Origin of the sequence: Streptomyces sp. NBC_01551, from assembly GCF_026339935.1 — a bacterium.
GTDB lineage: Bacteria > Actinomycetota > Actinomycetes > Streptomycetales > Streptomycetaceae > Streptomyces.
In genome coordinates, this window is record NZ_JAPEPX010000001.1 from 1,823,023 (window position 1) to 1,846,596 (window position 23,574).

23 protein-coding genes and 1 tRNA gene are annotated in these 23,574 nt (G+C 72.3%); 11 read left to right on the plus strand and 13 right to left on the minus strand.

Annotated elements, in window-relative coordinates; genetic code table 11:
• Positions 1 to 50: 50 nt before the first annotated feature.
• Both OG982_RS08170 and OG982_RS08175 read right to left on the minus strand, forming a co-directional pair.
• Entirely contained in the window at positions 51 to 2,120 is a 2,070-nt protein-coding gene (locus OG982_RS08170) for an MDR family MFS transporter (protein ID WP_266948215.1), read from the minus strand.
• Positions 2,121 to 2,602: 482 nt separating this feature from the next.
• Positions 2,603 to 3,046 (minus strand): hypothetical protein, encoded by a 444-nt coding sequence (locus tag OG982_RS08175; protein WP_266948217.1) that lies wholly within the window; start codon positions 3,044 to 3,046, stop codon positions 2,603 to 2,605.
• Between OG982_RS08175 and OG982_RS08180 the strand changes: the two genes are divergently transcribed.
• Both OG982_RS08180 and OG982_RS08185 read left to right on the plus strand, forming a co-directional pair.
• Positions 3,036 to 3,284, plus strand: coding sequence for a peptidoglycan-binding protein (locus tag OG982_RS08180; protein WP_266788404.1), 249 nt, complete (start codon positions 3,036 to 3,038; stop codon positions 3,282 to 3,284). The genes OG982_RS08175 and OG982_RS08180 overlap by 11 nt on opposite strands.
• Positions 3,285 to 3,452: 168 nt before the next feature.
• The gene (locus OG982_RS08185; RefSeq protein ID WP_266788402.1) at positions 3,453 to 4,139 is read left to right on the plus strand and encodes an HAD-IA family hydrolase; all 687 of its coding nucleotides are present in this window, start codon (positions 3,453 to 3,455) and stop codon (positions 4,137 to 4,139) included.
• Between the two features lie 340 nt (positions 4,140 to 4,479).
• Here the strand turns inward: OG982_RS08185 and OG982_RS08190 are convergent, their stop codons facing one another.
• Together OG982_RS08190 and OG982_RS08195 are read right to left on the minus strand one after the other, a co-directional pair.
• Positions 4,480 to 5,001, minus strand: coding sequence for a DinB family protein (locus tag OG982_RS08190; protein WP_266792110.1), 522 nt, complete (start codon positions 4,999 to 5,001; stop codon positions 4,480 to 4,482).
• Between the two features lie 141 nt (positions 5,002 to 5,142).
• On the minus strand, positions 5,143 to 5,724 hold the full coding sequence (locus OG982_RS08195; protein ID WP_266788400.1) for a TMEM165/GDT1 family protein: 582 nt from the start codon (positions 5,722 to 5,724) through the stop codon (positions 5,143 to 5,145).
• A 531-nt stretch (positions 5,725 to 6,255) separates the two neighbouring features.
• Between OG982_RS08195 and OG982_RS08200 the strand changes: the two genes are divergently transcribed.
• The 4 genes from OG982_RS08200 (at position 6,256) to OG982_RS08215 (ending at position 10,196) form a co-directional block, all read left to right on the plus strand.
• Entirely contained in the window at positions 6,256 to 6,900 is a 645-nt protein-coding gene (locus OG982_RS08200) for an HNH endonuclease family protein (RefSeq protein ID WP_266949862.1), read from the plus strand.
• Positions 6,901 to 7,009: 109 nt separating this feature from the next.
• Positions 7,010 to 8,668: an alkaline phosphatase D family protein gene (locus OG982_RS08205; protein WP_266788399.1), complete on the plus strand. Its 1,659-nt coding sequence runs from the start codon at positions 7,010 to 7,012 to the stop codon at positions 8,666 to 8,668.
• A gap of 209 nt (positions 8,669 to 8,877) precedes the next feature.
• Positions 8,878 to 9,507 (plus strand): DedA family protein, encoded by a 630-nt coding sequence (locus tag OG982_RS08210; RefSeq protein WP_266788397.1) that lies wholly within the window; start codon positions 8,878 to 8,880, stop codon positions 9,505 to 9,507.
• Positions 9,508 to 9,701: 194 nt separating this feature from the next.
• A complete protein-coding gene (locus OG982_RS08215; RefSeq protein ID WP_266788395.1) occupies positions 9,702 to 10,196 on the plus strand; it encodes a hypothetical protein in 495 nt (164 codons plus the stop codon).
• On the opposite strand, the gene OG982_RS08220 is transcribed toward OG982_RS08215, so the two are convergent.
• Together OG982_RS08220 and OG982_RS08225 are read right to left on the minus strand one after the other, a co-directional pair.
• Positions 10,193 to 10,441 carry a DUF2277 domain-containing protein gene (locus tag OG982_RS08220; RefSeq protein WP_266788393.1) on the minus strand — a complete coding sequence of 83 codons (249 nt, stop codon included), beginning with the start codon at positions 10,439 to 10,441 and terminating at the stop codon, positions 10,193 to 10,195. The two genes, OG982_RS08215 and OG982_RS08220, sit on opposite strands and share 4 nt — an antisense overlap.
• Positions 10,442 to 10,456: 15 nt before the next feature.
• On the minus strand, positions 10,457 to 10,849 hold the full coding sequence (locus tag OG982_RS08225) for a hypothetical protein (protein WP_266788391.1): 393 nt from the start codon (positions 10,847 to 10,849) through the stop codon (positions 10,457 to 10,459).
• A 515-nt stretch (positions 10,850 to 11,364) separates the two neighbouring features.
• On the opposite strand from OG982_RS08225, the gene OG982_RS08230 reads away from it, so the two are divergent.
• Positions 11,365 to 12,078: a hypothetical protein gene (locus OG982_RS08230; RefSeq protein WP_323139237.1), complete on the plus strand. Its 714-nt coding sequence runs from the start codon at positions 11,365 to 11,367 to the stop codon at positions 12,076 to 12,078.
• Between the two features lie 436 nt (positions 12,079 to 12,514).
• Here the strand turns inward: OG982_RS08230 and OG982_RS08235 are convergent, their stop codons facing one another.
• Together OG982_RS08235 and OG982_RS08240 are read right to left on the minus strand one after the other, a co-directional pair.
• Positions 12,515 to 13,288, minus strand: a complete 774-nt coding sequence (locus OG982_RS08235) for a DUF6193 family natural product biosynthesis protein (protein ID WP_266948219.1) — start codon at positions 13,286 to 13,288, stop codon at positions 12,515 to 12,517.
• A 484-nt stretch (positions 13,289 to 13,772) separates the two neighbouring features.
• Positions 13,773 to 13,847: transfer RNA gene (locus tag OG982_RS08240), tRNA-Val, on the minus strand.
• A 105-nt stretch (positions 13,848 to 13,952) separates the two neighbouring features.
• Here OG982_RS08240 and OG982_RS08245 point away from each other — a divergent pair.
• From OG982_RS08245 to OG982_RS08255, 3 genes are all read left to right on the plus strand, one after another.
• Positions 13,953 to 15,197 (plus strand): hypothetical protein, encoded by a 1,245-nt coding sequence (locus OG982_RS08245; protein WP_266948221.1) that lies wholly within the window; start codon positions 13,953 to 13,955, stop codon positions 15,195 to 15,197.
• Positions 15,198 to 15,603: 406 nt separating this feature from the next.
• On the plus strand, positions 15,604 to 16,314 hold the full coding sequence (locus OG982_RS08250) for a DUF4383 domain-containing protein (protein ID WP_266788247.1): 711 nt from the start codon (positions 15,604 to 15,606) through the stop codon (positions 16,312 to 16,314).
• Between the two features lie 10 nt (positions 16,315 to 16,324).
• On the plus strand, positions 16,325 to 16,525 hold the full coding sequence (locus tag OG982_RS08255) for a zinc ribbon domain-containing protein (RefSeq protein ID WP_266788246.1): 201 nt from the start codon (positions 16,325 to 16,327) through the stop codon (positions 16,523 to 16,525).
• Between the two features lie 74 nt (positions 16,526 to 16,599).
• Here OG982_RS08255 and OG982_RS08260 read toward each other — a convergent pair whose 3' ends face one another.
• From OG982_RS08260 to OG982_RS08275, 4 genes are read right to left on the minus strand one after another with little or no spacing between them, the layout of a single operon-like run.
• Positions 16,600 to 17,259, minus strand: a complete 660-nt coding sequence (locus OG982_RS08260; protein WP_266788245.1) for an O-methyltransferase — start codon at positions 17,257 to 17,259, stop codon at positions 16,600 to 16,602.
• A gap of 17 nt (positions 17,260 to 17,276) precedes the next feature.
• Positions 17,277 to 18,098, minus strand: a complete 822-nt coding sequence (locus OG982_RS08265) for an HAD family hydrolase (RefSeq protein WP_266788244.1) — start codon at positions 18,096 to 18,098, stop codon at positions 17,277 to 17,279.
• Positions 18,095 to 20,635 carry a phosphoribosyltransferase gene (locus OG982_RS08270; protein ID WP_266949863.1) on the minus strand — a complete coding sequence of 847 codons (2,541 nt, stop codon included), beginning with the start codon at positions 20,633 to 20,635 and terminating at the stop codon, positions 18,095 to 18,097. The genes OG982_RS08265 and OG982_RS08270 overlap by 4 nt, the downstream gene beginning before the upstream one ends.
• A 13-nt stretch (positions 20,636 to 20,648) precedes the next feature.
• Positions 20,649 to 21,815, minus strand: a complete 1,167-nt coding sequence (locus OG982_RS08275) for an HpcH/HpaI aldolase/citrate lyase family protein (RefSeq protein ID WP_266788243.1) — start codon at positions 21,813 to 21,815, stop codon at positions 20,649 to 20,651.
• 217 nt (positions 21,816 to 22,032) lie between these two features.
• On the opposite strand from OG982_RS08275, the gene OG982_RS08280 reads away from it, so the two are divergent.
• Positions 22,033 to 22,800, plus strand: a complete 768-nt coding sequence (locus tag OG982_RS08280) for a TerD family protein (RefSeq protein ID WP_266788242.1) — start codon at positions 22,033 to 22,035, stop codon at positions 22,798 to 22,800.
• A 13-nt stretch (positions 22,801 to 22,813) separates the two neighbouring features.
• Here the strand turns inward: OG982_RS08280 and OG982_RS08285 are convergent, their stop codons facing one another.
• Positions 22,814 to 23,554 (minus strand): Tellurium resistance, encoded by a 741-nt coding sequence (locus OG982_RS08285; protein WP_266788241.1) that lies wholly within the window; start codon positions 23,552 to 23,554, stop codon positions 22,814 to 22,816.
• Positions 23,555 to 23,574 lie beyond the last annotated feature (20 nt).

The following is a 23,574-nucleotide window of genomic DNA, read 5'->3' on the forward strand; positions in this document are numbered from 1 at the left end:
AGCCGGCGCCCCGGAAACCGGCGCCCAGGAAACCGGCGCCCCGCCGCCGGTCAGGGGGCGGCGTGGTCCCGGCGCGCCAGGGTGTCGTAGGGCTCCTCGGCGTCGGATCCGCAGAGCTCCGCGTTGATCTCTTCGACCAGCTTCACCAGGTCGGTCGGACGCTCGGGGCCCCACCAATCGCCGAGCAGCTCGGCGAGCGACTCCTGCCGGGCGTCCGCCAGCTTGTCGGCGGCGACGCGTCCGCGGTCGGTCAGGACCAGGTCCAGCCCGTCGCGGGAGACGAACCCCCGCTCCTCGACCTGGCGGGCCGCGTCCGTGATGACCCGCAGCGGTACGGAGGTGCGGTCCGCGAGGACCGCCGGCTCGACCGAGCCGTACTTCTTGGTCCGCAGCAGCATCCAGCTGGAGGCGGGGAGCAGGTCGTAGCCGGCCTTCGCGGTGATCTTCTCGTAGACGTGGTGGCGGCCTTCGCGGGTGCCGAGCACCGACAGCGCGCGGGCGACTTCTTCGCGGGAGGTGCGCTGGACGGGGTTGGAGGCGAGCGTCTCGGTCACATCGGGTGCGGTGACCGAGCCGCGGAGCTTGTCCTCCTTGAGGAACCAGGCGACGACGAAGGCGACCAGCACCACGGGCACCGCGTAGAGGAAGACGTCGGTGATCGCCGTCGAGTACGCGTCGAGCACCCGGGGCTGCAGGTCGGCGGGCAGCTCGGCGATGGACCGGGGATCGGCCTCCAGCCGCGCGGCGCTCGCGCCGGACGGCAGCGGGACGCCGGCGAGGGAGGCGGTCAGCTTGTCGCCGAGCCTGTTGTTGAAGACCGTGCCGAAGATGGCCACGCCGAAGGAGGCGCCGATGGAGCGGAAGAAGGTGGCACCGGAGGTGGCGACTCCGAGGTCGGCGTAACTGACCGCGTTCTGCACCGCCAGGACGAGCACCTGCATGACCAGGCCGAGCCCGAATCCGAAGACGAAGAAGTACGCGCTCATCTCCAGGTCACTGCTCTCCCGGTGCAGCTGGTGCAGCAGGAGCAGCCCGACGGCGGTCACGCCCGTGCCGGCGATCGGGAAGACCTTCCAGTGCCCGGTGCGGCTGACGATCTGGCCGGAGCCGGTGGAGGCGATGAGCATGCCGAACACCATCGGCAGCATGTGGACACCGGACATGGTCGGTGAGACGCCGCGCACGATCTGGAGGAAGGTCGGCAGGTAGACCATCGCCCCGAACATCGCGAAACCGACGACGAAGCTGATCACCGAGCAGAGCGTGAAGGTGCGCCGGCCGAACAGGCTGAGCGGCAGGACGGGTTCGACGGCCCGACGCTCCACGAAGAGGAAGGCGACGAGGAGCACGGCGCCGAGGACAGCGAGGCCGACGATCCGGGCCGAGCCCCAGCCCCAGGTGCCGCCGAGGGAGGCGACGAGCACGAGGCAGGTGGTGACGCAGGCGATGAGGAAGGTGCCGAGGTAGTCGATGGTGTGCTTCTCGGAGCGCGCGGGGATGCGCAGCGCGGCGGCGATGACGACGAGTGCGACGAGACCGATGGGGAGGTTGATGTAGAAGACCCAGCGCCAGGAGAGGTGGTCCACGAACAGGCCGCCGAGCAGCGGGCCGAGCACGCTGCTCGCGCCGAACACGGCGCCGAAGAGGCCCTGGTACCTGCCGCGTTCGCGGGGCGGGACGATGTCGCCGACGATCGCCATCGACAGCACGATCAGCCCGCCGCCGCCCAGGCCCTGCAGCGCGCGGAAGCCGATGAGCTGCGCCATGTCCTGGGCTATGCCGCAGAGGGCCGAGCCGATGAGGAAGATGACGATGGCGTACTGGAACAGCCTCTTGCGGCCGTACTGGTCACCGAGCTTGCCCCACAGCGGTGTGGCGGCGGTGGAGGCGAGTATGTAGGCGGTGACCACCCAGGACAGGTGGTCCATCCCGCCCAGGTCGCTGACGATCGTCGGGAGGGCGGTGGAGACGATGGTCTGGTCGAGCGCGGCGATCAGCAGGCCGAGCAGGAGCGCGCCGATGGAAACGAGTACCTCGCGGGAGGCGTGTTCGGCGGCGGGTCCGGAGTTCCGCGGGCCGGGACCGGGGCCCACGGACGACGCGGTCAGATCCTGAGCCATCGAGTACCTCCTCTGGCCTAATCAACATCTCCATCCTGAGCGGTGTGTCCGGTTATGGCCTCTCGGGCGGTCGCCGGACGGCTGCCGGGCGGTTGGGCGGGCTGGCGCGGGTCTGCATAATCGCAGGCAAGTGGCCCAGGGAGGGTTTCAGTGAGCGCTGAGCGCTGTCCAAATTGCGACGCCGTGGGCGTCGGCTGCGGGTGTGCGCCCAGAGCGGGCTTCGACCCCCTGCGCATCCGCCCGTACGTGACGCTGCCCGACCCGGGCCAGACGGAGGATCCGACGCCCCGCCGGCCGGTACACGGCGCGGTGGCTCCGGGGCCGGTTGCGGTCCTGGGTCCGGGTGCGGTTCCGGGCGACAGCGAGGCGACGGCCGTGCTGCCGCCGGTTCCGCCCGCGCCCAGGTCGGCTTCGGATTCCGTTCCCGTTTCGGCTGGGGAGGAGACGCCGGCTTACGGCATACCCGCACCGCCTCCGCCGTCTCATCCGGCATGGCCGGACGAGACCGTGCCGCTCAGGGCCGTCCCGCCGGCGCCGATGCCGACGCCCGTGCTGCCGCAGTCCTCGCCGCCGTCGCACGACGGCGGCGGCGGTTCCCGGCGGCGCCTGCTGCCCCTGCTGCTCGGCGCGGCCGCGGTGGTCGCCCTGGGGTCGGGGGCCCTGGCGATGGGCGCGTTCGGGGATTCCGGGGCAAGTGACGCCGCACTGAGCAGCCCGCAGCCGTCCGCGCCCGCGGCGAGCGCGGCCCCGGCCGCCCCGTCGAAGGCGGCCTCGACGAGCCCGACGCGCAGCCCGTCCGCGTCCGCGTCCCGTTCGACGTCGCCGTCCCCGACGTCGAGCGCCTCCCGCTCGGCCTCGCCCTCCGCCTCCGCGAGCGCCTCGCGCTCCTCGGCCCCACCCTCCCCGACGGCGTCGGTGAGCCGCACCCCCAGCTCCCAGGCGCCGCCGCCCGCCTCCCGCAGCCTGCAGTACGGCGACGCGGGGCCGGAGGTGGAGCGGCTCCAGCGCCTGCTGGCGTCGGCGCACGTGTACCGGGGCAAGTTCAACGGCAAGTTCGACGACCGCACGGAGAACGCGGTGTCGACCTTCCAGTGGGAGCACGACATCGACGAAGACCCTTGGGGCGTCTACGGCCCGGCGACCCGTAAAGCCCTGGAGGGGTAGCGGCGGAGGGCCGGAGCCGCCCCCGGAACGACCCCGCGTGACCCCCGGGGTGGCGCGCACCCCTCCGCGTTTTGTATCGTGTGGGAACAAAGTGGTTCCGTCCTCAATCCCTGACCGGTGGACGGAACCGCTTGTTCTCTTTTCCCGCCCCGTCTGGAGCACCTGCCGATGTCGGCCAGCACCGCCACCGCCCCCGTCGTCCTGACCGCCAAGGCCCTGCTCCTGGACATGGACGGCACGATCGTCAACTCCGACGCGGTGGTCGAGCGCTGCTGGCGCGACTGGGCGGTGTCCCACGGGCTGGACCCCGAGGCGGCCCTCAAGGTGGTCCACGGCCGCCAGGGCTACGCCACCATGGCGATCCTGCTCCCCGAACGCCCCATGGAGCAGAACCACGCCGAGAACGCGGTGATGCTCGCCCGTGAGACCGCCGACACCGACGGGGTGATCCCGGTCGGCGGCGCCCCGGAGTTCATGACGGCGATCGAAGGGCTGCCGCACGCCCTGGTCACCTCCGCCGACGCCGCCCTGGCCACGGCCCGGATGTCGGCCGCCGGCCTGCCGATGCCGGGTGTACGGGTGACCGCCGAGTCCGTCTCGGCCAGCAAGCCCGACCCGGAGGGCTTCCTCAAGGGCGCGGCCGAGCTGGGCGTGGACCCGGCGGAGTGCGTCGTCTTCGAGGACTCGGGCGCGGGCATAGCGGCGGGCAAGGCCGCCGGCATGCGCGTGATCGGCATCGGTCCCCGCGCCGCCGCCCACACCCCGACGGCCCACGTCCCGGACCTGGCGTCGATCCGCGTCCACTCCACCCCGGACGGCTCGATCCACCTCACGCTGACCCCCGCAGCGGCCTGACGGGGCGCGGCCGACCCGAAACGCCAAAGACTGCCACCTGCCAGCCTCGCCGGCGTTTGAGGCGCGGGGTCTGGGGCGGAACCCCGGAACGCCCGGGCGCGGCGAGGCCCCCCACGACGCGACACGCCCCTACGCGGTTCTCGCCCCTGGCGACTGCGACCCGCCGGTGGTCGACATATCGACACAGTGGGTGTCGGGGACACAAGGACACGGACCCAGCAGCACATCCTCGGCGCGGAAACGCAGCCGACCACTGCGACCGGCACCGCACACGGCCGGGCCGCTCCGCCGCCCGCCGCCGGCGGCGGCTCGGCAACCGGCTGCGCCGAGCGGCGATGGGCTACTGCCCCACCCGCCCGTCGATCCGCTCCCGCAGGAAATCCGCATGGCCGTTGTGGCGGGCGTACTCCTCGATCATGTGCACCAGCACCTCGCGGAGCGGCATCCGCTCGCCGTCCGCGTCCCCCGCGACGTCCAGGTCCGGCGCGTCCGCGACCAGCCGTTCCGCGAAGGCGACCTCCGCCCGCCAGGTGGCCCAGGCTTCGGCGACCACCGCCGGGTCGGCCACCGCGCCGGTGAACTCCCCCTCGCGGTCGTCCTGCGAGCGGTAGTGCCGACGTATCTCCTGGCCCGCCATCACCTCGCGGAACCACTTCTGCTCCACGCCCGCGAGGTGGCGTACGAGGCCCAGCAGGGACAGGTCGGACGGCTCCACCGAGCGCCGCGCCAGCGCCTCGGCGTCGAGGCCGGCGCACTTCAGCTCCAGCGTGAGGCGCTGGTCGCGGAGGTAGCCGACGAGCGTGGCCCGTTCGCCCTGGAAGCCGCCGTCGGTGCGGGCGTCCTCGTCGGGGCGGACGAACATGTTGGCCCAGCCGAAGCTCCGGCCGGACTCGGAGGAGGCCGAGGAAACGGACGAGGGCGCGGAAACGGAGGCGGTGGTATCGGTCACGCCCGCGAGCGTGCCCCGCGCCCCCGCCCCCCGCAACGGGAATTCCCCGCCCGATCAGCCCGCGATCGCCTCGTACAGCGAGAAGCCGGCCAGCGCCAGCATCACCGCGGCCGCGATCTTGGTGATCAGCGCGAGCGGCACGTACTTCATCAGCGTCTTCCCGCCCACGATCCCGATGCCCGCGACCGCCCACAGCGCCAGCACCGCGCCGAGGCCGACCGAGACCGGGTTGTCGTAGCGGGCCGCGAGGTTCGCGGTCATGATCTGGGTCAGGTCACCGAACTCCGCCACCAGGATCAGCATGAAGCCGGCCCCGGAGACCTTCCAGAACGACTGGTCGGCGGGGGGCTTGACCTCCTCGTCGCCGTCGCTCTTCTTCAGCAGCAGCATCGCCGCGCCCGCGAGGAACAGGACGCCGACGACCGCCTGGACGAGCCGGTGCGGGAGCAGCGTGAGGACGCTGCCCGCGGCGATGGCGAGCGCGACGTGTACGGCGAAGGCCGCGGCGACGCCCGCGAAGACGTAGGAGGCGCGGTAGCGGGTGCCGAGCATCAGGCCGGCGAGGGCCGTCTTGTCGGGGAGTTCGGCGAGGAAGACGACGCCGAAGGCGAGCGCCGTGACGCTGAAGCTGAACACGGGGTGGAGACCTCAATCGGTAGGGCAGGACGCCATCGGTACCGAGAGACCTGGGGTGTTTCAGGGGTCGCTTCGGCTCGGCGGCGCCCTGGTGCGTCGGCGCGTGCACGTGTGTGCGTACGCCAATGCCTGAACAGGACACTGCGGCCGAAGGTCTCGCTGGCCGACCGCTGTCCGCGGCCTGCCTCCGGGCGCCGGCTGGGTGACCCAGCAGTATGTCGACGGTCCGGCGAAGAGCTACTCCCCTTCTGCTCGGTACAGAGTACGCGACACTCGCGGGCGCCCGGAATAGGTCATTGGTCCCGGCCCTGACCGTGCCGCGCCGCGCAATCGGGCCCTCTCCCGCCGGAAGCTCAACCTCCGCTTAATTGAGGCGACTTGAACACCTTGATGTGACGTGCACATGTCGGCAGGCTGTCACCTGGCGCCCATCCCCGCGACACCCGGCGCCGCCAGCATGGCCGCGCCCCTCCGGGCCGCACGCCCCGCATCCCCCACCCATGGAGACCCCTCATGGCCCTCAAGACGCTCATACCCTCCGTCTACGCGCGTCGCGTCGGCGTGCTCGCGTCAGCCGCCGCGCTCGCCGCCCTCACCTCCCTCGTGAACGCGCCGACCGCCCAGGCCGCCCCGCCCACCCCGATCAGCGCCTCGGCCGCCCGCGCCTACCTCGTCACGGTCACCCCGCAGACCGAGGGCTCCACCAGCGGCTACAGCCGGACCCTGTTCCCGCACTGGAGCACCGTCTCCGGCACCTGCAACACCCGCGAGACCGTCCTCAAGCGGGACGGCGTGAACGTCGTCCAGGACTCCGCCTGCGCGGCGGTCAGCGGAAGCTGGTACTCCGAGTACGACGGCGCCACCTGGACCGTCGCCACCGACCTCGACATCGACCACGTCGTCCCGCTGGCCGAGGCCTGGCGTTCCGGCGCCAACTCCTGGACCACCGCAAAGCGGCAGCAGTTCGCCAACGACCTCACCCGCCCGCAGCTCATCGCGGTCACCGACAACGTCAACCAGGCCAAGGGCGACCAGGACCCCGGCACGTGGCTGCCGTCGCGCACCGCCTACCGCTGTACCTACGGCCGCATGTGGGTCCAGGTCAAGCAGTACTACGGCCTGGCCATGGACTCCCGCGAGAAGACGGCCCTGGTCAACATCCTCGACGGCTGCTGATTCGCGCCCCTGAAGCGGAGTCCGATCTTTCTCCCCCGCCAGGGGGAGGCCAGGCTCCCCCTCCACGTCGTACCGTGATCGAAGGGGCTACGGAGGAGGGGGAGTTGCCATGGCCGGACTGCGTCTGGGGCCGCTGCTGCGCTACGTCGACTGGGACACGGGCGCCTCCGCCACGATCTGGGTCGAGGCGGACCGCCCGTGCACGGCCGAGGTGCGCTGCGCCGACGGGGCCGGCGGGAGCGCGCGCACCTTCCAGATAGCCGGGCACCACTACGCGCTGGTCCCGGTGACCGGCCTGACCTCGGCAAACACCACGGCGTACGAGGTGCTCCTCGACGGAGTCCGGGTCTGGCCGCTGCCCGACAGCCCGTTCCCCCCGAGCACGATCACGACGCCCGCCGTCGCCGGGCCGGCCCGGCCCGCGCCCGGCCTGCGGGTGACGTTCGGCTCCTGCCGGCAGGCCGTGCCGCCCGCCGACGGGCGCGGGCCGCACGGCCCGGACGCGCTGGACACCCTCGCGGCGCGGCTCGCCGCCGATCCGGAGGCTGTGCGCCCGGACCTCCTGCTGCTGCTCGGCGACCAGGTGTACGCCGACCACCTGTCGCGGGAGACCAAGCGGTGGATCGCGGCCCGCCGGGATCTGCGGGAGGCGCCGGGCGCGCAGGTCGCGGATTACGAGGAGTACACCCGGCTGTACTACGAGTCCTGGCTCGACCCGGAGATCCGCTGGCTCCTGTCCACCGTGCCAAGCCTGCAGATATTCGACGACCACGACGTCGTGGACGACTGGAACACCAGCGCGGCGTGGCTGGCGGAGATGCGCGCGACACCGTGGTGGCAGGAGCGGGTGCTCAGCGGGCTGATGTCGTATTGGGTGTACCAGCACCTGGGCAATCTCTCCCCGGCCGAGCTGGAGGCCGACGCGCTGTACGGGGCGGTACGCCGCGCCCCGGACGGTACGGATGAGCTACGGGCCTTCGCGTCCGCGGCGGATGCGGACCCGGGCACCGTCCGCTGGAGCTACCGGCGCGACTTCGGCCGGTCGCGGCTGCTGATGGTGGACACCCGCGCGGCGCGGGTGCTCGCCGAGGACGGGCGGGCGATGCTCGACCCGGCGGAGCAGCAGTGGCTCCGGGAGAACGCGCTGGACGGGCACGGCGGGTACGACCACCTGCTGATCGGGTCCTCCCTGCCGTGGCTGATGCCGCCGCTGATCCATGACGCCGAGGCGTGGAACGCTGCGTTGTGCCGCGGCGAGCGGGGACCTCGGTGGGCGCGGATCGGGGAGGATCTGCGGCGGCGCAGCGATCTGGAGCACTGGGCGGCGTTCCCGGCGTCGTTCGCGGCGCTCAGTGATCTGATCGAGGAGGTCGGGACGGGGCCGCGGGCGCCGGCGACGGTCTGTGTCCTGTCCGGAGACGTGCACCACGCGTATGTGGCCGAGCCGCTCATACCGAGTACGGCCCGGGTGTTCCAGCTGACGTGCTCGCCGGTGCACAACTCGATCCACACGGCGGTGAAGTTGGGGTTCCGGCTGGGCTGGTCGCGGACGGGCCGGTGGCTGGGGCGCGGGTTCTCGCGGCACGGGCGGACGGGCCGGCCGCCGGTGAGCTGGCGGCGTACGGGTGGGCCGTGGTTCGGCAACCAGCTGATGACGCTGGCCCTGGCGGGCCGGACGGCCCGGCTCCGGCTGGACCAGGCGCGCAAGGGCCGGCGGGGTGGCGAGGGAGCCCGGCTGGTGACCGTACTGGACCGGGAACTGACGTAACCGGAGCCGGAACCGGAACGAGGCCCGGAGGCGGGACTCGACGCCGGGTCGAGGTGAGGTCGAGGATCGGTCGCGCAGGGCCGCCCCGGACGTCCGGCGGGCGAACGCCGGGCGTACGCTGTGTGGCTGTTCCAGCCGCCCCTGCCGCTCCCCCGCGACGTCGCGGCGCTTCACGCTGAAGCACCTCAACCGGACTGGGGAGTCCCGCCTTGCTTGAGACTCTGGGGTCGTTGACGACGAGCCCGTGGATCTATGCCGTGGTTGCGGTGTCCGTCCTGCTCGACGTCTTCCTGCCGGTGCTCCCCAGCGGGGTGCTGGTGATCACCGCGGCGGCGGCCGCGGCCGCCGCCGGGGCAGCGGGACCGGTGCCCGTGCCGGAGCGGGTGCCGGACATCATGGCGCTGCTGGTGATCGCCACGACGGCGTCGGTGCTGGGTGACATGGCCGCGTACCGGCTGGCCCGGCGGGGCGGGGCCCGCCTGGACCGGGCCATCGCCCGCTCCCGTCGGCTGACCCGGGCCCACGAGCGCCTGGGCACGGCCCTGGCCCGGGGTGGCGGCGCTCTGGTGGTGATCGCCCGGTTCGCGCCGGCCGGCCGTTCGGTGGTCTCGCTGGGCGCGGGCAAGACGCACCGCAAGATCAAGGAGTTCCTGCCCTGGTCGGTCCTGGCCGGGATGGCCTGGGCGGGCTACAGCGTGGCGCTGGGCTACTTCGGCACCCAGTGGCTCGGCGCGACCTGGCTCGGCACCGCGGTGTCGGTCATCGCCCTCTTCGCGGCGGGCTCCGTCGCGGCCTTCCTCATCCGCCGCCCCCCGCCCTCCCCGGCCCCGGCGGGCTAGGGCCCGTCGTCAAAGTGGCGCCTGGCCCCAGGGCTCCCCGGTAGCCCAGCCGGGGCAGTCGGTCACCCGTTCACCCGGCTCCGATCGCCGCGCCGGGGCTTGGCTCCTAGCGTCCAGAAGACGGTGCGCAACCGAATCCGCGTCACATCCGTGCCCTGGCCGCGCCGTTTCGAGGAGCCCGAGGAGTTCTCTCCATGTCCCCCACGCGCAACCGGCACCGCCTCATCGCCCTCGCGGCCGCGACCCTCGTCGCCGCCGCGGCCTCCCCCGTCACCCTCGCCCACGCGGCCCCCTCGGCCAGCGTCTCCCCCACCTCCGTGGCCCCCGGCGGCCGCGTCAGCCTCAACATCACCGGCTGCGGCACCAAGACCGGCCGGGCCACCTCGCGCGCGTTCGGCGACGTCCAGCTGACCCCGGGCAACCTGGAGGCCAGCAACCTGTTCGGCGGCGCCACCGTCTACGCCAACACCCCCAACGGCTCGTACCCCGTCACCTTCGAGTGCGGCGGCGCGGGCGGCCAGAGCGTCACGGTCTCCCTGAACGTCACCTCGGGCGCCGCGCGCGGCGGCCTGGGCGGCAGCGTCGACTCGATGAGCCGGGGCCAGATCGCGGTGGGCGGCTCCCTCGTCGCGGCCGCGCTCGGCGCCGGCATCTGGGTCGTCCGCCGCCGCGGCCAGCACGCGTCCTAAGCGGAGGCGGAAACGGAAACGGACGCCGCGGCAGGGGCCCCTCTGACCTGAAGGCCCTCCAGCAGGTCCCGGGTCGCCTCGGCGATCGCGTCGACGGCCGCCGCGAACACCTCCTGGTTGTGCGCGGCGGGCGCCCGGAACCCGGACACCTTCCGTACGTACTGCAGCGCGGCGGCCCGGATCTCCTCCTCCGTGGCCTTCTCGGGGATGGCGGGCGGGCGCAGGGTCTTAATGGAGCGGCACATACCTCCACTATCCCGCTACCGGGGCAACTCCGCCCCGGTCAATTTCATGATCAACCCGGCCTGCAACCGCGCCCGCAGCCCCGCATCGGCAATGTCATCCAGCAGTTCGCCCGCCCGCCGCATCGCCTCCGTAGCCCGCCGGTCCTCCCGCAGCAGCGCGGTCTGCTCGGCCATGTACCGCAAGGCGAGATCAGCCCGCCGGTGGAACAGCTGCCCGATGACCGCCACCACCAGCCCCACGGAACTGGCCACCACCCCGACGTACATCTCGCCGCCGGTCTCGGCCTTCCACACCCCCAGGGCCACGCCACCCAACAACACGGCGGCTCCGATCCCCCCGAACCACTGACTGGTCACATAACTGCTCCGCGCCTGCGCGAGCCCATAGGCGTAGTACTCGACGAGCATCCCCGTGAACCCGTCGATTCCCACCTCAGACGCCCGCACCGCCCCCGAATCCGCATACTTCCCACCCCCCTGCGCACGGGCCTCCCCCACCTGCGCGAGCAACCGCGCCCGCTCCGCATCCCTCCTCCGCTCAAACCCCCCGCCCCACCGAAACCACCCGCCCACTACCGCTTCCTCGCCTCATGGGCCGACCGGTCCTCCTGATGCGACTGACACCGGGAGCCGCCCCTGCTCGCGAGCCGCACACCCGCCCGCCCCTTACCCGTCCGCGCCCCACACCTGGGCTGAGCCACAGCGCACCACCTCTCAGACCCCCAAATGGTCCCGCGCCCACCCCCCGCCGGAAAGGCGCAGACAAGGCACACGGAAGCGTCAACTACCAGCCCCCTCAAGCCCCATGCGGCAGGGCCCGTGCGCGGCCTGTGCTCCCGCGCCCTCTTGCGCGCCCGGCCCGCTGCCCACAACGTGGGGAAAGTGCAGCTCGGCGTTCTGATCGCGCAGGGGGAGGGCGACGCATGGTGAATTCACCGACGCAGTGGGCCACCAAGACGTTCGGTGTCGTGGCCGGCCGTCTGGCCGAGACCATCCCGGCCTGCCTGATGGAAGCCCACGCCAGGGCGCGTCACGCCCACGAAGGCGTCCACACGCAGACCCTGGAGGCGTACGGCCACGGGCTCCACGCAGCGCAGTACGAGGCACTCGCAGCCGGCCTGACACCGCTCGAAGGTGCGACCTCCCGCAGACTGCAAGGCCGCACGGTGATGCTCATCGGCAGCAACGCGATCTATCCGATCCGCTACGCGAAGAAGGACGTCCCGGTTACCGAGGCACGGCTCCGGAAGGCTGTCGGCTTCCGAGCCGACCTGATCCGCCGCCACGGCCCAGAACCGATGCAGCAGGCGTTCGACCTCGGCCTGGACGAGCTGCACGAGGAACACATGCATCCGGACGTGGCCCTTCTGCCACCCGACCTCCGCCTGATCATCGTGGCCTACGCCTGTTCGATGGAGCGCGGTGTCATGCGGGTCGAGTGGGGCTCCGCCGAGCTGCGTCGCGAGGACCGCTACCTCATCTGGCACCGCCACGAGCCGCTCCTCCCGCCGGCCACCCCTCGCGCTGCCCAGTCTCGGCGCTTGGAGGGCCGGACCCGGATGGTGAGCCGGTCCGGCTCTGGCTCGGGCTGCGCTTCGGCTGCCACGTCCACCTTGCGCGGCATGTCCGTCGGATAGAGCGGTCCGCCTGGGCGGAGGAGTTGCCTCGGGTCGAGGCCGGCCATTCTGCTGTCACTGCGAGCCACCACGTCGAGGCCATCGACGAAGAGGTACGTGTGCACGGCAGTACATACCGGCGGCCCAGGACACGCGCTGATCAGCAGTGTGCTCACCGCATGGCTTCGACGTTCGGGCACGGTGGCCCTCAGCTCGCGCGGGGATCTACGAGGCATCCGCCTGATGTGACGTCACGGGGCGATCGTAGCGGCCACTCCGCACCAGGTTGCCGTGGGTTCAAATCTCACACCCACCGCAGGTGAACGACCCTGACCAGGTGAGACGGTCGGGGGGCAGGGCCGGTCATCTGATCCGTGCTCTAGCCGGGATCGGTCAGTGACGGCCATTTCAGCCGCCACCAGGCCCCGGAGGGGCGTTCTGGTCGGCGCCGTTGATGTCACCTACAACCGGGGGCGGGGTGCGGCCAGCCTCCCTCGATGGCCGGGCCGCTGCCCGCGGGAACGTTCGCGGCGACCAACGCTGCGGCCTCGCGCGCGCTGAGGCGGGAACCGAGCACGCGTGACGGTGTCTGCGGCGACCACCGCGACCAGTGGAGAACCACGTTCCACAGACCGTCTCCGCTTGGCACTACACGCGGAACCTCCTCGTAGAACGGATCCTTGGTACTCGTGAGCAGGCTGAACGCACCGTGCGACGGAAAGGGGAAGAAGACGCGCAGGGTTGGCTGCGCATACAGCGCCTCGGCCACTTCGGCGTCGCCCAGCCTGATCACCGGCGAGCGCTCCAGAGTCAGCCGCCAAGCGGTCGACACCACCCTCCCAGGAGGTGCCGCATCCAGAGGATCCGCCGCTAGCAACGTCCATTCACGACGTAGTTGATCGATCGGCGCCCCGTCACGCCAGGCGTGCAGGACGGCGTCCACCACCGCGAGGTCATCGGTACTGCCGAACGCGCCCCAAGGCCATCCGGAGTCCGCTGAGATCTCGATACGGAACTCGCGTTCGTCGGCATTGGTGGCGTATACGGCGAACCGTGCCTCACCACGTGTGCTGCATGCGGCAACCGCGGGATCGTACCCCTCGACGGGATCCATGGGACCGGCACCGTGCCCGCGGCGAGCCGCCTCGCCGGCCAGCGCTTCCCGCAGGCCGCCTGGCACCGTCAGCTCTGGACAGAGGTCGGCCAGCACTTCCCGTGAAGGTTCGTTCATGCACGTACCGTATGCCGCGGGAACGAAGCCGGCCGTGAGTGCGGAGCGCAGGCCCGGGCGACGCGCCGCGCGCGCCGTCTCCCCCTCTGGGCACCCCTGCGAGTACGCCCGAGGAGACTCGGGCCACGGCCGTCCAGCGGCTGCTGATGCCTGGGGCAGAACGTGCGCGCCTTGTCCTTGAGTTGGAACGGCTGGATAGCGCTCTGCGGCCCCTCATCCTGGAAGCGGTTCAAGCCCGGCGTCCCGTTGCGACGGTCACGGGGACGCCTCTATGACCTGTGGGTGATCGACTCTGCGCCGGAGTGGTACGAGGAGGCTGGCGCACCTGCTACTCGCGCATGGGCGACGGCAACGAGGCCGGATACGAGCACCGCAACGAGGCGTAGCGCCGACCCAACAGACGCCCGACCCGTCAATGGTGGACGTTGCTGTCGTGTGTGGATGCCAAAGGCCCCCAACCGTGATCGGTTGGGGGCCTTTTGACTGGTGGGCGCGGACGGTTTCGAACCGCCGACATCTGCTTTGTAAGAGCAGCGCTCTACCCCTGAGCTACGCACCCGTGGATGAGTGGACAGCCTACATGGCGGGCGCACCCCCCACGCAAACCCGATGCCGTGGGGGAGAATGGAGCGGGGCATGGCGGACGCGGTACGGGAGAGGGATTGTGACGACGGCATCCCGGCGGTGGTTCGGCGGGCGGGACGAGAGTCGGCGGGCGGATGCGCAGGCGGCGAAGGATGCCGCCGCGGCCGCTTTCTACGAGCTGGACACGGCGCAGCGGGATCTGCGGATCTCGATCGAGACCATCGCCGCGGCGGACGCCTCGCCGGCGGCGCGGCAGGCGGGCGAGGGGTTCGTCGCGCTCGGCCGGCGGATCGACGAGGTCAGCCACGTGTACATCGAGGCCGTGGACGCCCATGATCTTGACCGGGTGGATCTGGAGGGCTCCGTCGCCGCGCGGGCTCGGGAGCAGCTGACGCGGGCGCGTGATGAGCTCGTACGGGTCAAGGGCGAGCTGGACCGGTTCGCTCAGGGGCTGCAGCCGTTGCTGGACAAGGCCGAGACGCAGCTGGCCCGGGTGGCGCCGGCCCGGGAGCGGGCCAAGGCCTCGCTGCTGGCGGCCAGTGAGGCGCTCGACGCGGTACGGGCCCAGGGGATGCGGGCCGACGATCTCGCGGCGCGGCTGGCGGCGCTCGGCCCCGAGCTGACCAAGCTGAACCAGGGCGCCGCCCAGCACGGGGTACAGGAGACCGTGCAGCGCGCCGACCGGATCCTGCGCGACGCGGAGGGCGTACGGGTCGAGGCGGCCCGGCTCCCGGAGCGCGCGGCGGAGATCGACCGCCGGCTGGTGAGCCTGCGGACCCGGGCTCAGGCCCTGCGCAACCGGGCGGACCGGGTGGATCCGGTGCTGAGCGAGCTGCGGCGCCGGTTCAGCGCGGCGTGCTGGCAGGACCTGCAGCACGTCCCGGAGGAGGCCGTACGGGACGTGGCCCGGGCCGAGGAGCGGTTGCGGGAGGCCTCTGCGGCGCGGGAGGAGCAGCGCTGGGCCGATGTGACGGCGCTGATCGAGGCGGTACGGGGCGCGCTCGACTCCACCGACGAGGCGGTGTCGGCGGCGCAGGACCGGCTGACCCGGCTGGAGGCGGTGGCGCGAGATCCGCAGGAGGAGGTGTCCCGGACGCGTTTCGCGATCCGGGACGCGCAGCGGCTGGCGATGGCGGGCCGCAGCGTGCCCGAGCCGCGGCACGCGCGGCCGCTGGACGAGGCGGTGGCCCGGATGGAACGGGCACTGGCCGGGCTGGAGGGGCGCCACCCCGACTACTGGCACTTCCTGCAGGAGATGGAGCAGGTCCGGCTCGCGGTGGGGCACGTCGTCTCCGACATCCGGGAGCAGCGCGGGCACGGCTGAGGTCCGGGGGCCGCGCGGGAACGCGTGGAATCGGCGGCAGCGAGGGGCGCCTGATGTCCGGGGGCAGCACGGGAACGGCATGCTCGGCGGGCAGCAGCGCAGGAACCTCTGAGCCGCCGCCCGGGGAAGGGCCGAGCTTGGCCCGCCCCTGCCCGGACCGGGCCCGACGTTGCCCCGGGCTGAGCCCCCGGCTCGGCGCCACCAAAGCCCGGCTTGTCTCCGGCTTGTCCCCAGGTCCGCCCCGGCCTGAGCCCCAGCTTGCCCCGAGCTGAGCCCGCCCCCTGCCCCAAGCCCCGCCCGCCCCGCCCCGCGCTTGTTCCCGCGTCGGCATGGGCGGATGCTGGGAGGTGGAGGACCGGAGCCAGGTCAGGCACCGGGCCCAGGGAGCGGAGCTTAGGAGGGCGGTATGGCTGCCCACGCGTCCGACGCGTTCCGGACGGCGCCTCGTGCGTCCCAGACCCACGGAGCGCACGGAACCCACACGACCGCACCGCACGCCGCCTACGGGTGCCACGCGGAGCACGATTCCTACGCCCCGTACGTGCCCCACGGGCCGATCGAACTCCCCGCGCCGCACGTCCCCTACCTGGTCCGGCGCATCGCGCATCCCGTCGGCGCCCGGCTCGACGAGCACCTGCCCGCCGATCACAAGCTCAGCCAGGTGTACCGCGTCGGCGCGGGCCTGATGGGGCTGCTGCTGGTCGCCTTCGGGATCCTCGGGCTGATCGACCGGATCGGCTTCTTCGACACCGGCGGCGCGACGGTGCTCGCGCTGAACACCAACGGCGCGCTGAGCGTCCTGTCGATCTGTATCGGCCTGCTGCTGTTCACCGGCATGGTGATCGGCGGGAACTTCGCCTCGACCCTCAACATCGTGCTGGGCCTGCTGTTCATCGCGAGCGGTTTCGTGAACCTCGCGCTGCTCGACACCGGGATGAACTTCCTGGCGTTCAAGATCCAGAACGTGCTGTTCAGCTTCGTCGTCGGCGTGATGCTGATGTGGTTCGGGATGTACGGGCGGGTGGGCAGTGCCCTGCCGCACGACAATCCGTACTGGCGCGCCCGCCACCCCGAGCAGGCGGCCAGGGAGCAGCGGGCCGCGTCCGGGAGGCTTTAGCATCAGCCGCATGCCTCGTTACGAATTCCGCTGCCGGACCTGCGACGACACCTTTGAGGTCAGCCGCCCCATGGCCGAGTCGTCCGCGCCCGCCGACTGCCCCGCCGGTCACGCCGACACCGTCAAGTTGCTCTCCGCCGTCGCCGTCGGCGGGACCAGCAGCGCCCCCGCCCCGTCCGGGGGCTGCTGTGGCGGCGGAGGCTGCTGCTAGCCGGACAGCCGGAGCAGTGCGGTCAGCGCGAGCGCGGGCAGTGCCGTCAACGCGGTCAAGCGCGAGCAGCGCGGTCAGCGCCTGCGCGACAGTGTCAGTCCGTCCGAGATCGCCAGCAGGACCGAGTCCATGCGGGCGTCCTTCGTGACGTGCTCGTTGAACGCCCGGACGCCCGCCGCCGAGCCCGTGGCGCTCTCGTCGAGCACCGAGCCGTGGAAGAGCGTGTTGTCGGTGACGATCAGCCCGCCCGGGCGCAGCCGCGGCACGAGCTCCTCCCAGTAGCGGATCTGGCTCTCCTTGTCGGCGTCCACGTAGGCCAGGTCGATGTGCGGCTCCTGCGGCATGGCGCGCAGCGTGTCCAGCGCGGCCCCGATCCGCAGCTCGATGCGGTCGGCGACCCCGGCGGCCGCCCAGGCCTCGCGGCCGTACGCCGTCCACTCCTCCGAGACGTCGCAGGTGATCAGGCGCCCGTCGGCGGGCAGGGCCTGCGCCATCGACAGGGCGGAGAAACCGGTGAAGGTGCCGACCTCCACGATGTGTCGGGCGCCCGTCAGCCGGACGAGGAACGCCAGCAGCGGGCCCTGCTCCTGCGCGGACTGCATTCCGGCGACGTCCGGGAACTTCGCGTACGTCGTCTCCACCAGCCCCCGCTGGACCGCGTCCAGCGGGGGGTTGTGGTCGAGCATGTACTGGTAGAGCTCATCGGTGATCTTGGTGCTGTTGCCCTTGGTCATGGGCCCAGTGTGCCGAGTCAGCGGCCCGCTTCACCGGCCGAACGTCCGAAAGCGCGCACGATTTCCTCGCCCGCCAGGACGCCGGCCTTCGTCAGCGCGGTCACGTTCGGTGCCGTCCAGCCCGCGTCGGCCAGTTCGCCGTGCCCGGGCCGCCACGCCCGGTCGGCGGCGAGCAGCAGGTCCGCGTCCAGCAGCGAGTCGCCGGCGGCCAGGGTCCGGGTGGCTCCCGTACGCCGGGCCACCTCGCGCATGGCCGCGCTCTTGGTCAGCGGACGCGGAACGGCGTATACCTTGCGGCCCTGGAGGGAGACCGTCCAGCCGCGCGCCTCGGACCAGTCGACGAGGGCCTTGAGCCATTCGTCGGGGACCAGGTCCCGCTCCACCACCAGGTAGGTGAACAGGTCCTCCGCCACGCGGGCCTTGCGCAGCCAGGCCGGGTCCGCCGTGGCCAGCAGGTGCGCGTGCACCTCCTCCAGCGGAGCGCATTCCTCCGCCAGCCGCGCCGCGACCTGGCGGCGCCAGTCCCGGTCGGGAACGCCGTCGACGAGGAGCTGCCCGCCGTTGGCGCAGATCGCGTACTGGGCGGGCCGCCCGGGGAAGCGGATGCGCTGGTACTGCTTGCGGGTCCGGGTGGTCGTCGGGACGAACACCACGCCCGGCTCGGCGGTCAGCTTCGCCAGCAGCCCCGCCGCCGTCTCCGTCATGTACGACAGCGGCTTGCTCTCGTGCACCTCGACGCACAGCAGCCGCGGAGCCACCGGGTCGGGCATGGTCAGGCCGAGGGCCGCCGTCGAGTAGATGAGCGTACGGTCGAGGTCACTGGCAATCAGGACGGTCACTTGGAGGCCACGGCCTTTCCGTCGGCGCCCGTGGCGCCACGCGTGAAGCGGGGGTGGATGAGTCCTACACAGGTGTACGGCAGCCCGTCGACCTCCTCGACCGGCACCCCGCGCTGCTCGGCGAGCAGCCTTACGTGGTCCAGGTCGGCTCCGGCTCCGCGCTGGGCCAGGATCTTCCAGGGCACGCGGCGCAGCAGCACGCGGGTCGTCTCGCCGACGCCGGGCTTGACGAGGTTCACGTCGTGGATGCCGTACTCCTCGCTGATCCGCTCCACCGCCGCCCAGCCTTCCCAGGTGGGGGTGCGGTCGGCCGCGAGCAGCTCCTTGACCTCGGCGTCGACGGCTTCGGCCACCTCGTCGAAACGGGCGGCGACGGTGTCGACGAAGTCGACGGAGACATCGGCTCCGGCGAGCTCGCGGTAGAACTTCGCACCGTGGAAGTCGGCGGGTCCGACCAGGTCGGACCTGAGCACCGTACGCGAGATGAGCCCGGAGACGGTGGAGTTGAGGCAGGCGGAGGGGATCAGGAAGTCCTCGCGGGTGCCGTACGTGGGCACGCACGAGCCGGGGTCGGCGAGGACCACGATCTCCGGGTTGAAGCCCTCGAACTCGGCGAGCGCGGCGGCCAGCTCCCGGGTGATCGCGCCCTTGCCGGTCCAGCCGTCGACGAAGACGATGTCGGCCGGGTCGTGGTGCGCGGCCAGCCAGCGCAGCGCGTTGGCGTCGATGCCGCGGCCGCGCACGATGGACACGGCGTAGTGCGGCAGGTCCAGGCCGTGGCGGGCGCGGGCCCAGCGGCGCATCAGCACGCCGACGGGGGTGCCCGCGCGGGCCAGGGAGACCAGGACCGGGGACGGGGTCCGCTCGGCGAGGACGGTCTCGGTGACGGTGCCGACGGCCCGGGCTATTCGGGCCGCGGAGGCGGTCAGCGCGCTCTGGTAGAGCTCCTGGTAGGCGGGGCTGGGCTGGTACTCCACGGGCAGGGACTCGGCGTAGTGCGCGCCGCCCGCCTGGATGGCCTCCTCGCGCTCCTCGGTCGGGGCCTCCAGCTCGACCTCGGAGAAGTCCTGGAGCAGCCAGCCGACGTCCTCGGGGGCGTACGAGGAGAACGCGGGCCCGCGCAGGGGCTCGGACATGATCGGCTCCTGCCGGTCGAGTACGGGTGCGAGTACGGGTACGGGCGTCGCTACGGGCGCGGGCGCGTACGACGGGACGACCGCCAGCAGCACCCGCCCGGTGTGCGGGGCGAGCCGGGCGAGGAGCCCGTCGGGGGCGTGCAGCGCACCCGTGTCGCCCTCCCCGTCGACGACGGCGACGACGGCGTCGAAGCCGGCGCCCGCGACGTTGTAGGCGTAGCGGTCGCCGGGCCCGTCGGCCGGGGCGTCGTGGGCGGGGAAGACGAGCCGGGTGCGGATGGCGTAGCCGGGGTCGTCGACGGCGAGCACGGGCGAGCGGGTGGTCGTGGAGAACCGCACCTCGCGGGCCGCCCCGGACTCCTCCAGGGCCCGCGCGAGGCGCAGCGGCGCGTACATGAGCTCCTCGTTGCCGAGTACGAGGACCCGCCCGGGCTCCGCGCCCAGCGCGTCCGCGATCCGCCCGGCCAGCGCGGGCAGCGCCGCCTCCAGCCGCTCGCGGTCGGCGGGGGTGAAGCCGTGGCGGCCGCCGTCGGGGAGCCCGGCGGGCCAGCCGAGCGCGACCCGCTCGACGAAAGCGGCGGAACCCGCGGAACCCACCGAACCCACGGAAGGCGCCGAACCCGCCGAACCCACGGCGCCGGGTGCCGCGTCCCGCGCCTCGTACTCCTCGTACTCCTCGACCAGCGCCTGCCCCTTGGCCAGCACCCCCTCGGGGAGCCGGACCGTACCCGAGGCGAGGGCGACGAGGTCGATCCGGGCGCCGAGGCCCTCGGCGAAGGCGGTGAGCCGGTCGCGGTCGGCCGGGGAGCGCATGTCCACGAGGGCGACGACGACGTAGTGCCCGCGCGGGTGGCGGGCGTGCAGGTCGGCGATGGTGTTGAGCACGGTGTTGCCGGTGGAGAACTCGTCGTCGACCAGCACCAGTGGCCCGCTGCCGGCGAGCAGCTTCGGGTCCTCGGGCAGCAGCAGGTGCGAGGTGGCGTGCGAGTGCGCCTCCTCGAAGCCGCCGGCGGGCGCCACGCCCGGCACGGGGCGGCGGGTCGAGTGCAGGTACGGGGCGAGGCCCAGGCCGTCGGCGACGCAGTGGCCGAGGCCGGTGGCGGTCTCCGCGTACCCGAGGACGACCGCGGCGGCGGCCGCCTCGTCGCCCAGCAGGGCCCGGACCCGCTCGCCGAGCCCGTGTCCGGCGGCGTAGACGGCCTCCGGGGACTGGGGGACGTGCTTGCCCAGCACCTGCGAGACCAGCAGGTGCGCCCGCTTGGGGTTGCGGCGCAGCGCCAGTCCGAGCAGGGCGTCCAGCCGCGGGGCGGCCGGGTCGCCGCCCTCCCGCAGGCTCACGCCCAGCCGGTCAGCGACCCAGGTTCCCGACCACACCGTGTCGATCTTCTTGCCTTTCTCCATGGTCAAGGCCCGCTCACACCTGGAGCCCGGCCGTCAGGAGGTCGACGAAGCCGACCTCCTCCTTCGCCACACCGAAGACCTCGGCGCGCAGCATGGTGCGCTCGGCCCAGGCCCGGTGGGGCTTCACCTCGTTCATTTTGTTCGTATAGGCGGAACGCATCACTCCGCCGCCGCCGCGCTCGGGGCGCAGGATGTCCTGGGCGTCGCTGAACTCCTCGTGGGAGACCACCGACAGCGCGTGGACGGGTGTGACGTGGGCGGGGTGGATGCAGGTCTTGCCCAGCAGCCCGTTGGCCCGGTCGAGCTCGATCTCGCGGAGCAGCCCGTCGAGGTCGTGCTCGATGAGGGCGGTACGGAGTTCCTCGACGCCTTCCTCCAGGAAGGGGCTGCGGCGCAGCTGGGGCTTGAAGAGGCGCTGCTGGCTGCGGAAGTACTCCCAGACCGGGCCGGTGACCGTGAAGCCGGTGCCGTCGGCGCGGCTGAGCACGTTGACCACGTCGGCGATGACGCCGGCGACGATCTGGACGTCGTAGGCGGTCATGTCGGGGGTGCGGCGCAGCCCGTAGGCGGAGCAGAAGTCGGTGACGCCCAGGCGCAGGGCCAGGACCCGCTCGCGGTAGTCGTTGACCGTGCGGGAGATGCCCGAGAGGGTCTCGACGCGGGTTTCGAGGTGGAGCAGCTCGGGGGTCTCCAGGACCGGCATCGCATACAGGCGGGGCAGCCCGCTGTCCGCCTCGGCCTCGGCGACGGCGTCGAGGAAGCCGATCCCTCGGTGCTCGCCGAACTTGGGAAGTACGAATCCGGCCAGTCGGCGCGCGGAGCCGCCGAGCCGGCGCACCAGGTCGGGGATCTGCTCCGGCTCACGGACCCGGATGAACAGCAGTGGGAGCTCGCCGGAGTCGGCGTCGAGCTCGGCGAACTGCCGGACGAGGTTCTCCTCGCCGCCCTGGACGTCGGCGTCGGAGATCGAATCCTCCAGGCAGAGGACCATGGAGACGACCCCGCGCGCGGCCTGCTTGCGGATGTCCGCCGCGAGGGTGGGGCGGGTGGCCGGGCTGTAGAGGGTGGCCCCGAGCGCGGCGGCGAGCACACGGGCGGGAGAGGCGGCGTTGAACTCGGCCGGCTCTTGGTGGAAGAGGTCCTTGCGGACAGTGGGCGCTATGTGCCCGAAGTGACGCATGTGCTTCCCCCGTACTGCCTCGGCGGCCCGTCTGGCATGGCCGGTAATAGTACGTACGAATGTGATTCAAGAGTTCCTCAAAGACATGAAGTTCAGGTAACCCTCATGCACCATGCCCACGTCTTCGGGCAGGGACAAGGCCCGGGGCGAGGGCGCGGACACGCCAGGAGGGGGGCCGCATTGTCCGGTCCGGGCCCGGGAGGGCAGGATGACCGGCATGACGCACGCGATGCAGAAGGGCTCGAACATCCCGGTGACCGCCGTGGCGGTCCGGGCGGTGCTGCGCTGGACCACCGGCCCCGAAGTACCGGACGTGGACGCCTCGGCGCTGCTCGTGGGGGCGGACGGGCGTGTGCGTTCGGACGAGGACTTCGTCTTCTACAACCAGCCCCGGCACCCCTCGGGAGCCGTGTGGCGCCTCGGCAAGAAGCAGATCGGCGAGGGGATCACCGACGCCGTGCAGGCGGACCTGCGGGCGGTGACCCCGGCGGTGGACCGGATCCTGGTCGTCGCCTCCGCCGAGGACGTGCCCTTCGAGCGGGTACGGGACCTGCGGATCCTGCTGTACGACGCCACGGCGACGGGCGGCTCCGAGCCGCTGGCCTACTTCGACGTGCGGCCCGAGACGGGCGCCGAGACGGCGCTGATCTGCGGGGAGCTGTACCGCCGGGGCGAGGCGTGGAAGTTCCGCGCGCTGGGCGAGGGCTACTCGGACGGGCTGGTGGGGCTGGCGACCGACCACGGGATCTCCGTGGACGAGAACGCCCCGGAGGCCGGGGCGGCCTCGGCCGCCACCGGCCCCTCCGCCGACCAGACGGCGGCGATGCGGCCGCCGACCCCGCCGGTGCCTCCCACGCAGGCTCCGCCGGCCGTGCAGCCCGCGTACGGGTACCCGCAGCCGGTGTCCCCGGCCCCGGTGCCGGTTCCGGGCGGGGACCCGACGTTCCGGCTGCCGGTGCAGGGCCCGCAGTTCATCCGGCGCTGACGGCTGCCGGTGCTCAGGCCTTCGTGCTCTTGTAGCCGCGGCCCCACTGGAGCCCCCAGCCGTACAGCCGGTCCAGCTCGGCCTGGAACCCGTACACGAACTTCACCTCGCGCCGGACGATCAGCTCGCCCTTGACCTTCTCCAGCGAGACCACCGCGCAGGAGCGCGCCTGCGGGTGCCGCTCGTCGAGGGCGATCTCGATGCGCGGCCCGGTGGTCGGATAGAGGGTGACCAGGGCGTGCGTCCGGTCGAAGGCCGGCGTCTGGTCGTAGATGTAGACGAACACGAGCAGCCGCTTGATCTCCTCGGCGTGGTCGAGGTTGACGAAGATCGTCTCGCCCGACGGAGCCCCGAACCGGTCGTCGCCGCTGAGCTTCACGTACGGCGGGCTGTTGATGTCGCCGTGCAGGTTGCCGAGCGGCTGGACGACGCCCCGGGTGCCGTCGGTGAGCTCGTAGAGGCAGCCGATGTCGAGGTCGACGTTGACCATGCCCTGGGTGTGCGCCTGCACCATGTCCGGCTTGAACAGCTTGAACGGGTGCCGCAGCAGCTGCCCGCTCTGGCCCGAGCGGCCTCCGATGTCGGAGGTGCGCATCCGCCACGACAGGTTGACCCGCAGGTTGCCGTGCACCGCCTGCTGTTTGGTCAGCGACACCGTCGGCTGCCGCCTGGTCAGCTCGATCGCGTTCGACGAGGCGTTGCCCGACTGGAACTGCATGGCGCGCGCGCCCCTGAGTCCGTCGAAGAATCCCATCCCTGTTCCCCCCTTGATCC

Coding starts and splice junctions, on each gene's coding strand:
- OG982_RS08185 (WP_266788402.1), top strand. CDS start 3,453: ATGTCGGCCAGCACCGCCACCGCCCCCGTCGTCCTGACCGCCAAGGCC.
- OG982_RS08250 (WP_266788247.1), top strand. CDS start 15,604: ATGGCTGCCCACGCGTCCGACGCGTTCCGGACGGCGCCTCGTGCGTCC.
- OG982_RS08190 (WP_266792110.1), bottom strand. CDS start 5,001: ATGTTCGTCCGCCCCGACGAGGACGCCCGCACCGACGGCGGCTTCCAG.
- OG982_RS08275 (WP_266788243.1), bottom strand. CDS start 21,815: ATGCGTCACTTCGGGCACATAGCGCCCACTGTCCGCAAGGACCTCTTC.
- OG982_RS08220 (WP_266788393.1), bottom strand. CDS start 10,441: ATGTGCCGCTCCATTAAGACCCTGCGCCCGCCCGCCATCCCCGAGAAG.
- OG982_RS08235 (WP_266948219.1), bottom strand. CDS start 13,288: ATGAACGAACCTTCACGGGAAGTGCTGGCCGACCTCTGTCCAGAGCTG.
- OG982_RS08255 (WP_266788246.1), top strand. CDS start 16,325: ATGCCTCGTTACGAATTCCGCTGCCGGACCTGCGACGACACCTTTGAG.
- OG982_RS08205 (WP_266788399.1), top strand. CDS start 7,010: ATGGCCGGACTGCGTCTGGGGCCGCTGCTGCGCTACGTCGACTGGGAC.
- OG982_RS08260 (WP_266788245.1), bottom strand. CDS start 17,259: ATGACCAAGGGCAACAGCACCAAGATCACCGATGAGCTCTACCAGTAC.
- OG982_RS08285 (WP_266788241.1), bottom strand. CDS start 23,554: ATGGGATTCTTCGACGGACTCAGGGGCGCGCGCGCCATGCAGTTCCAG.
- OG982_RS08170 (WP_266948215.1), bottom strand. CDS start 2,120: ATGGCTCAGGATCTGACCGCGTCGTCCGTGGGCCCCGGTCCCGGCCCG.
- OG982_RS08270 (WP_266949863.1), bottom strand. CDS start 20,635: ATGGAGAAAGGCAAGAAGATCGACACGGTGTGGTCGGGAACCTGGGTC.
- OG982_RS08280 (WP_266788242.1), top strand. CDS start 22,033: ATGACGCACGCGATGCAGAAGGGCTCGAACATCCCGGTGACCGCCGTG.
- OG982_RS08215 (WP_266788395.1), top strand. CDS start 9,702: ATGTCCCCCACGCGCAACCGGCACCGCCTCATCGCCCTCGCGGCCGCG.
- OG982_RS08230 (WP_323139237.1), top strand. CDS start 11,365: ATGGTGAATTCACCGACGCAGTGGGCCACCAAGACGTTCGGTGTCGTG.
- OG982_RS08225 (WP_266788391.1), bottom strand. CDS start 10,849: ATGCTCGTCGAGTACTACGCCTATGGGCTCGCGCAGGCGCGGAGCAGT.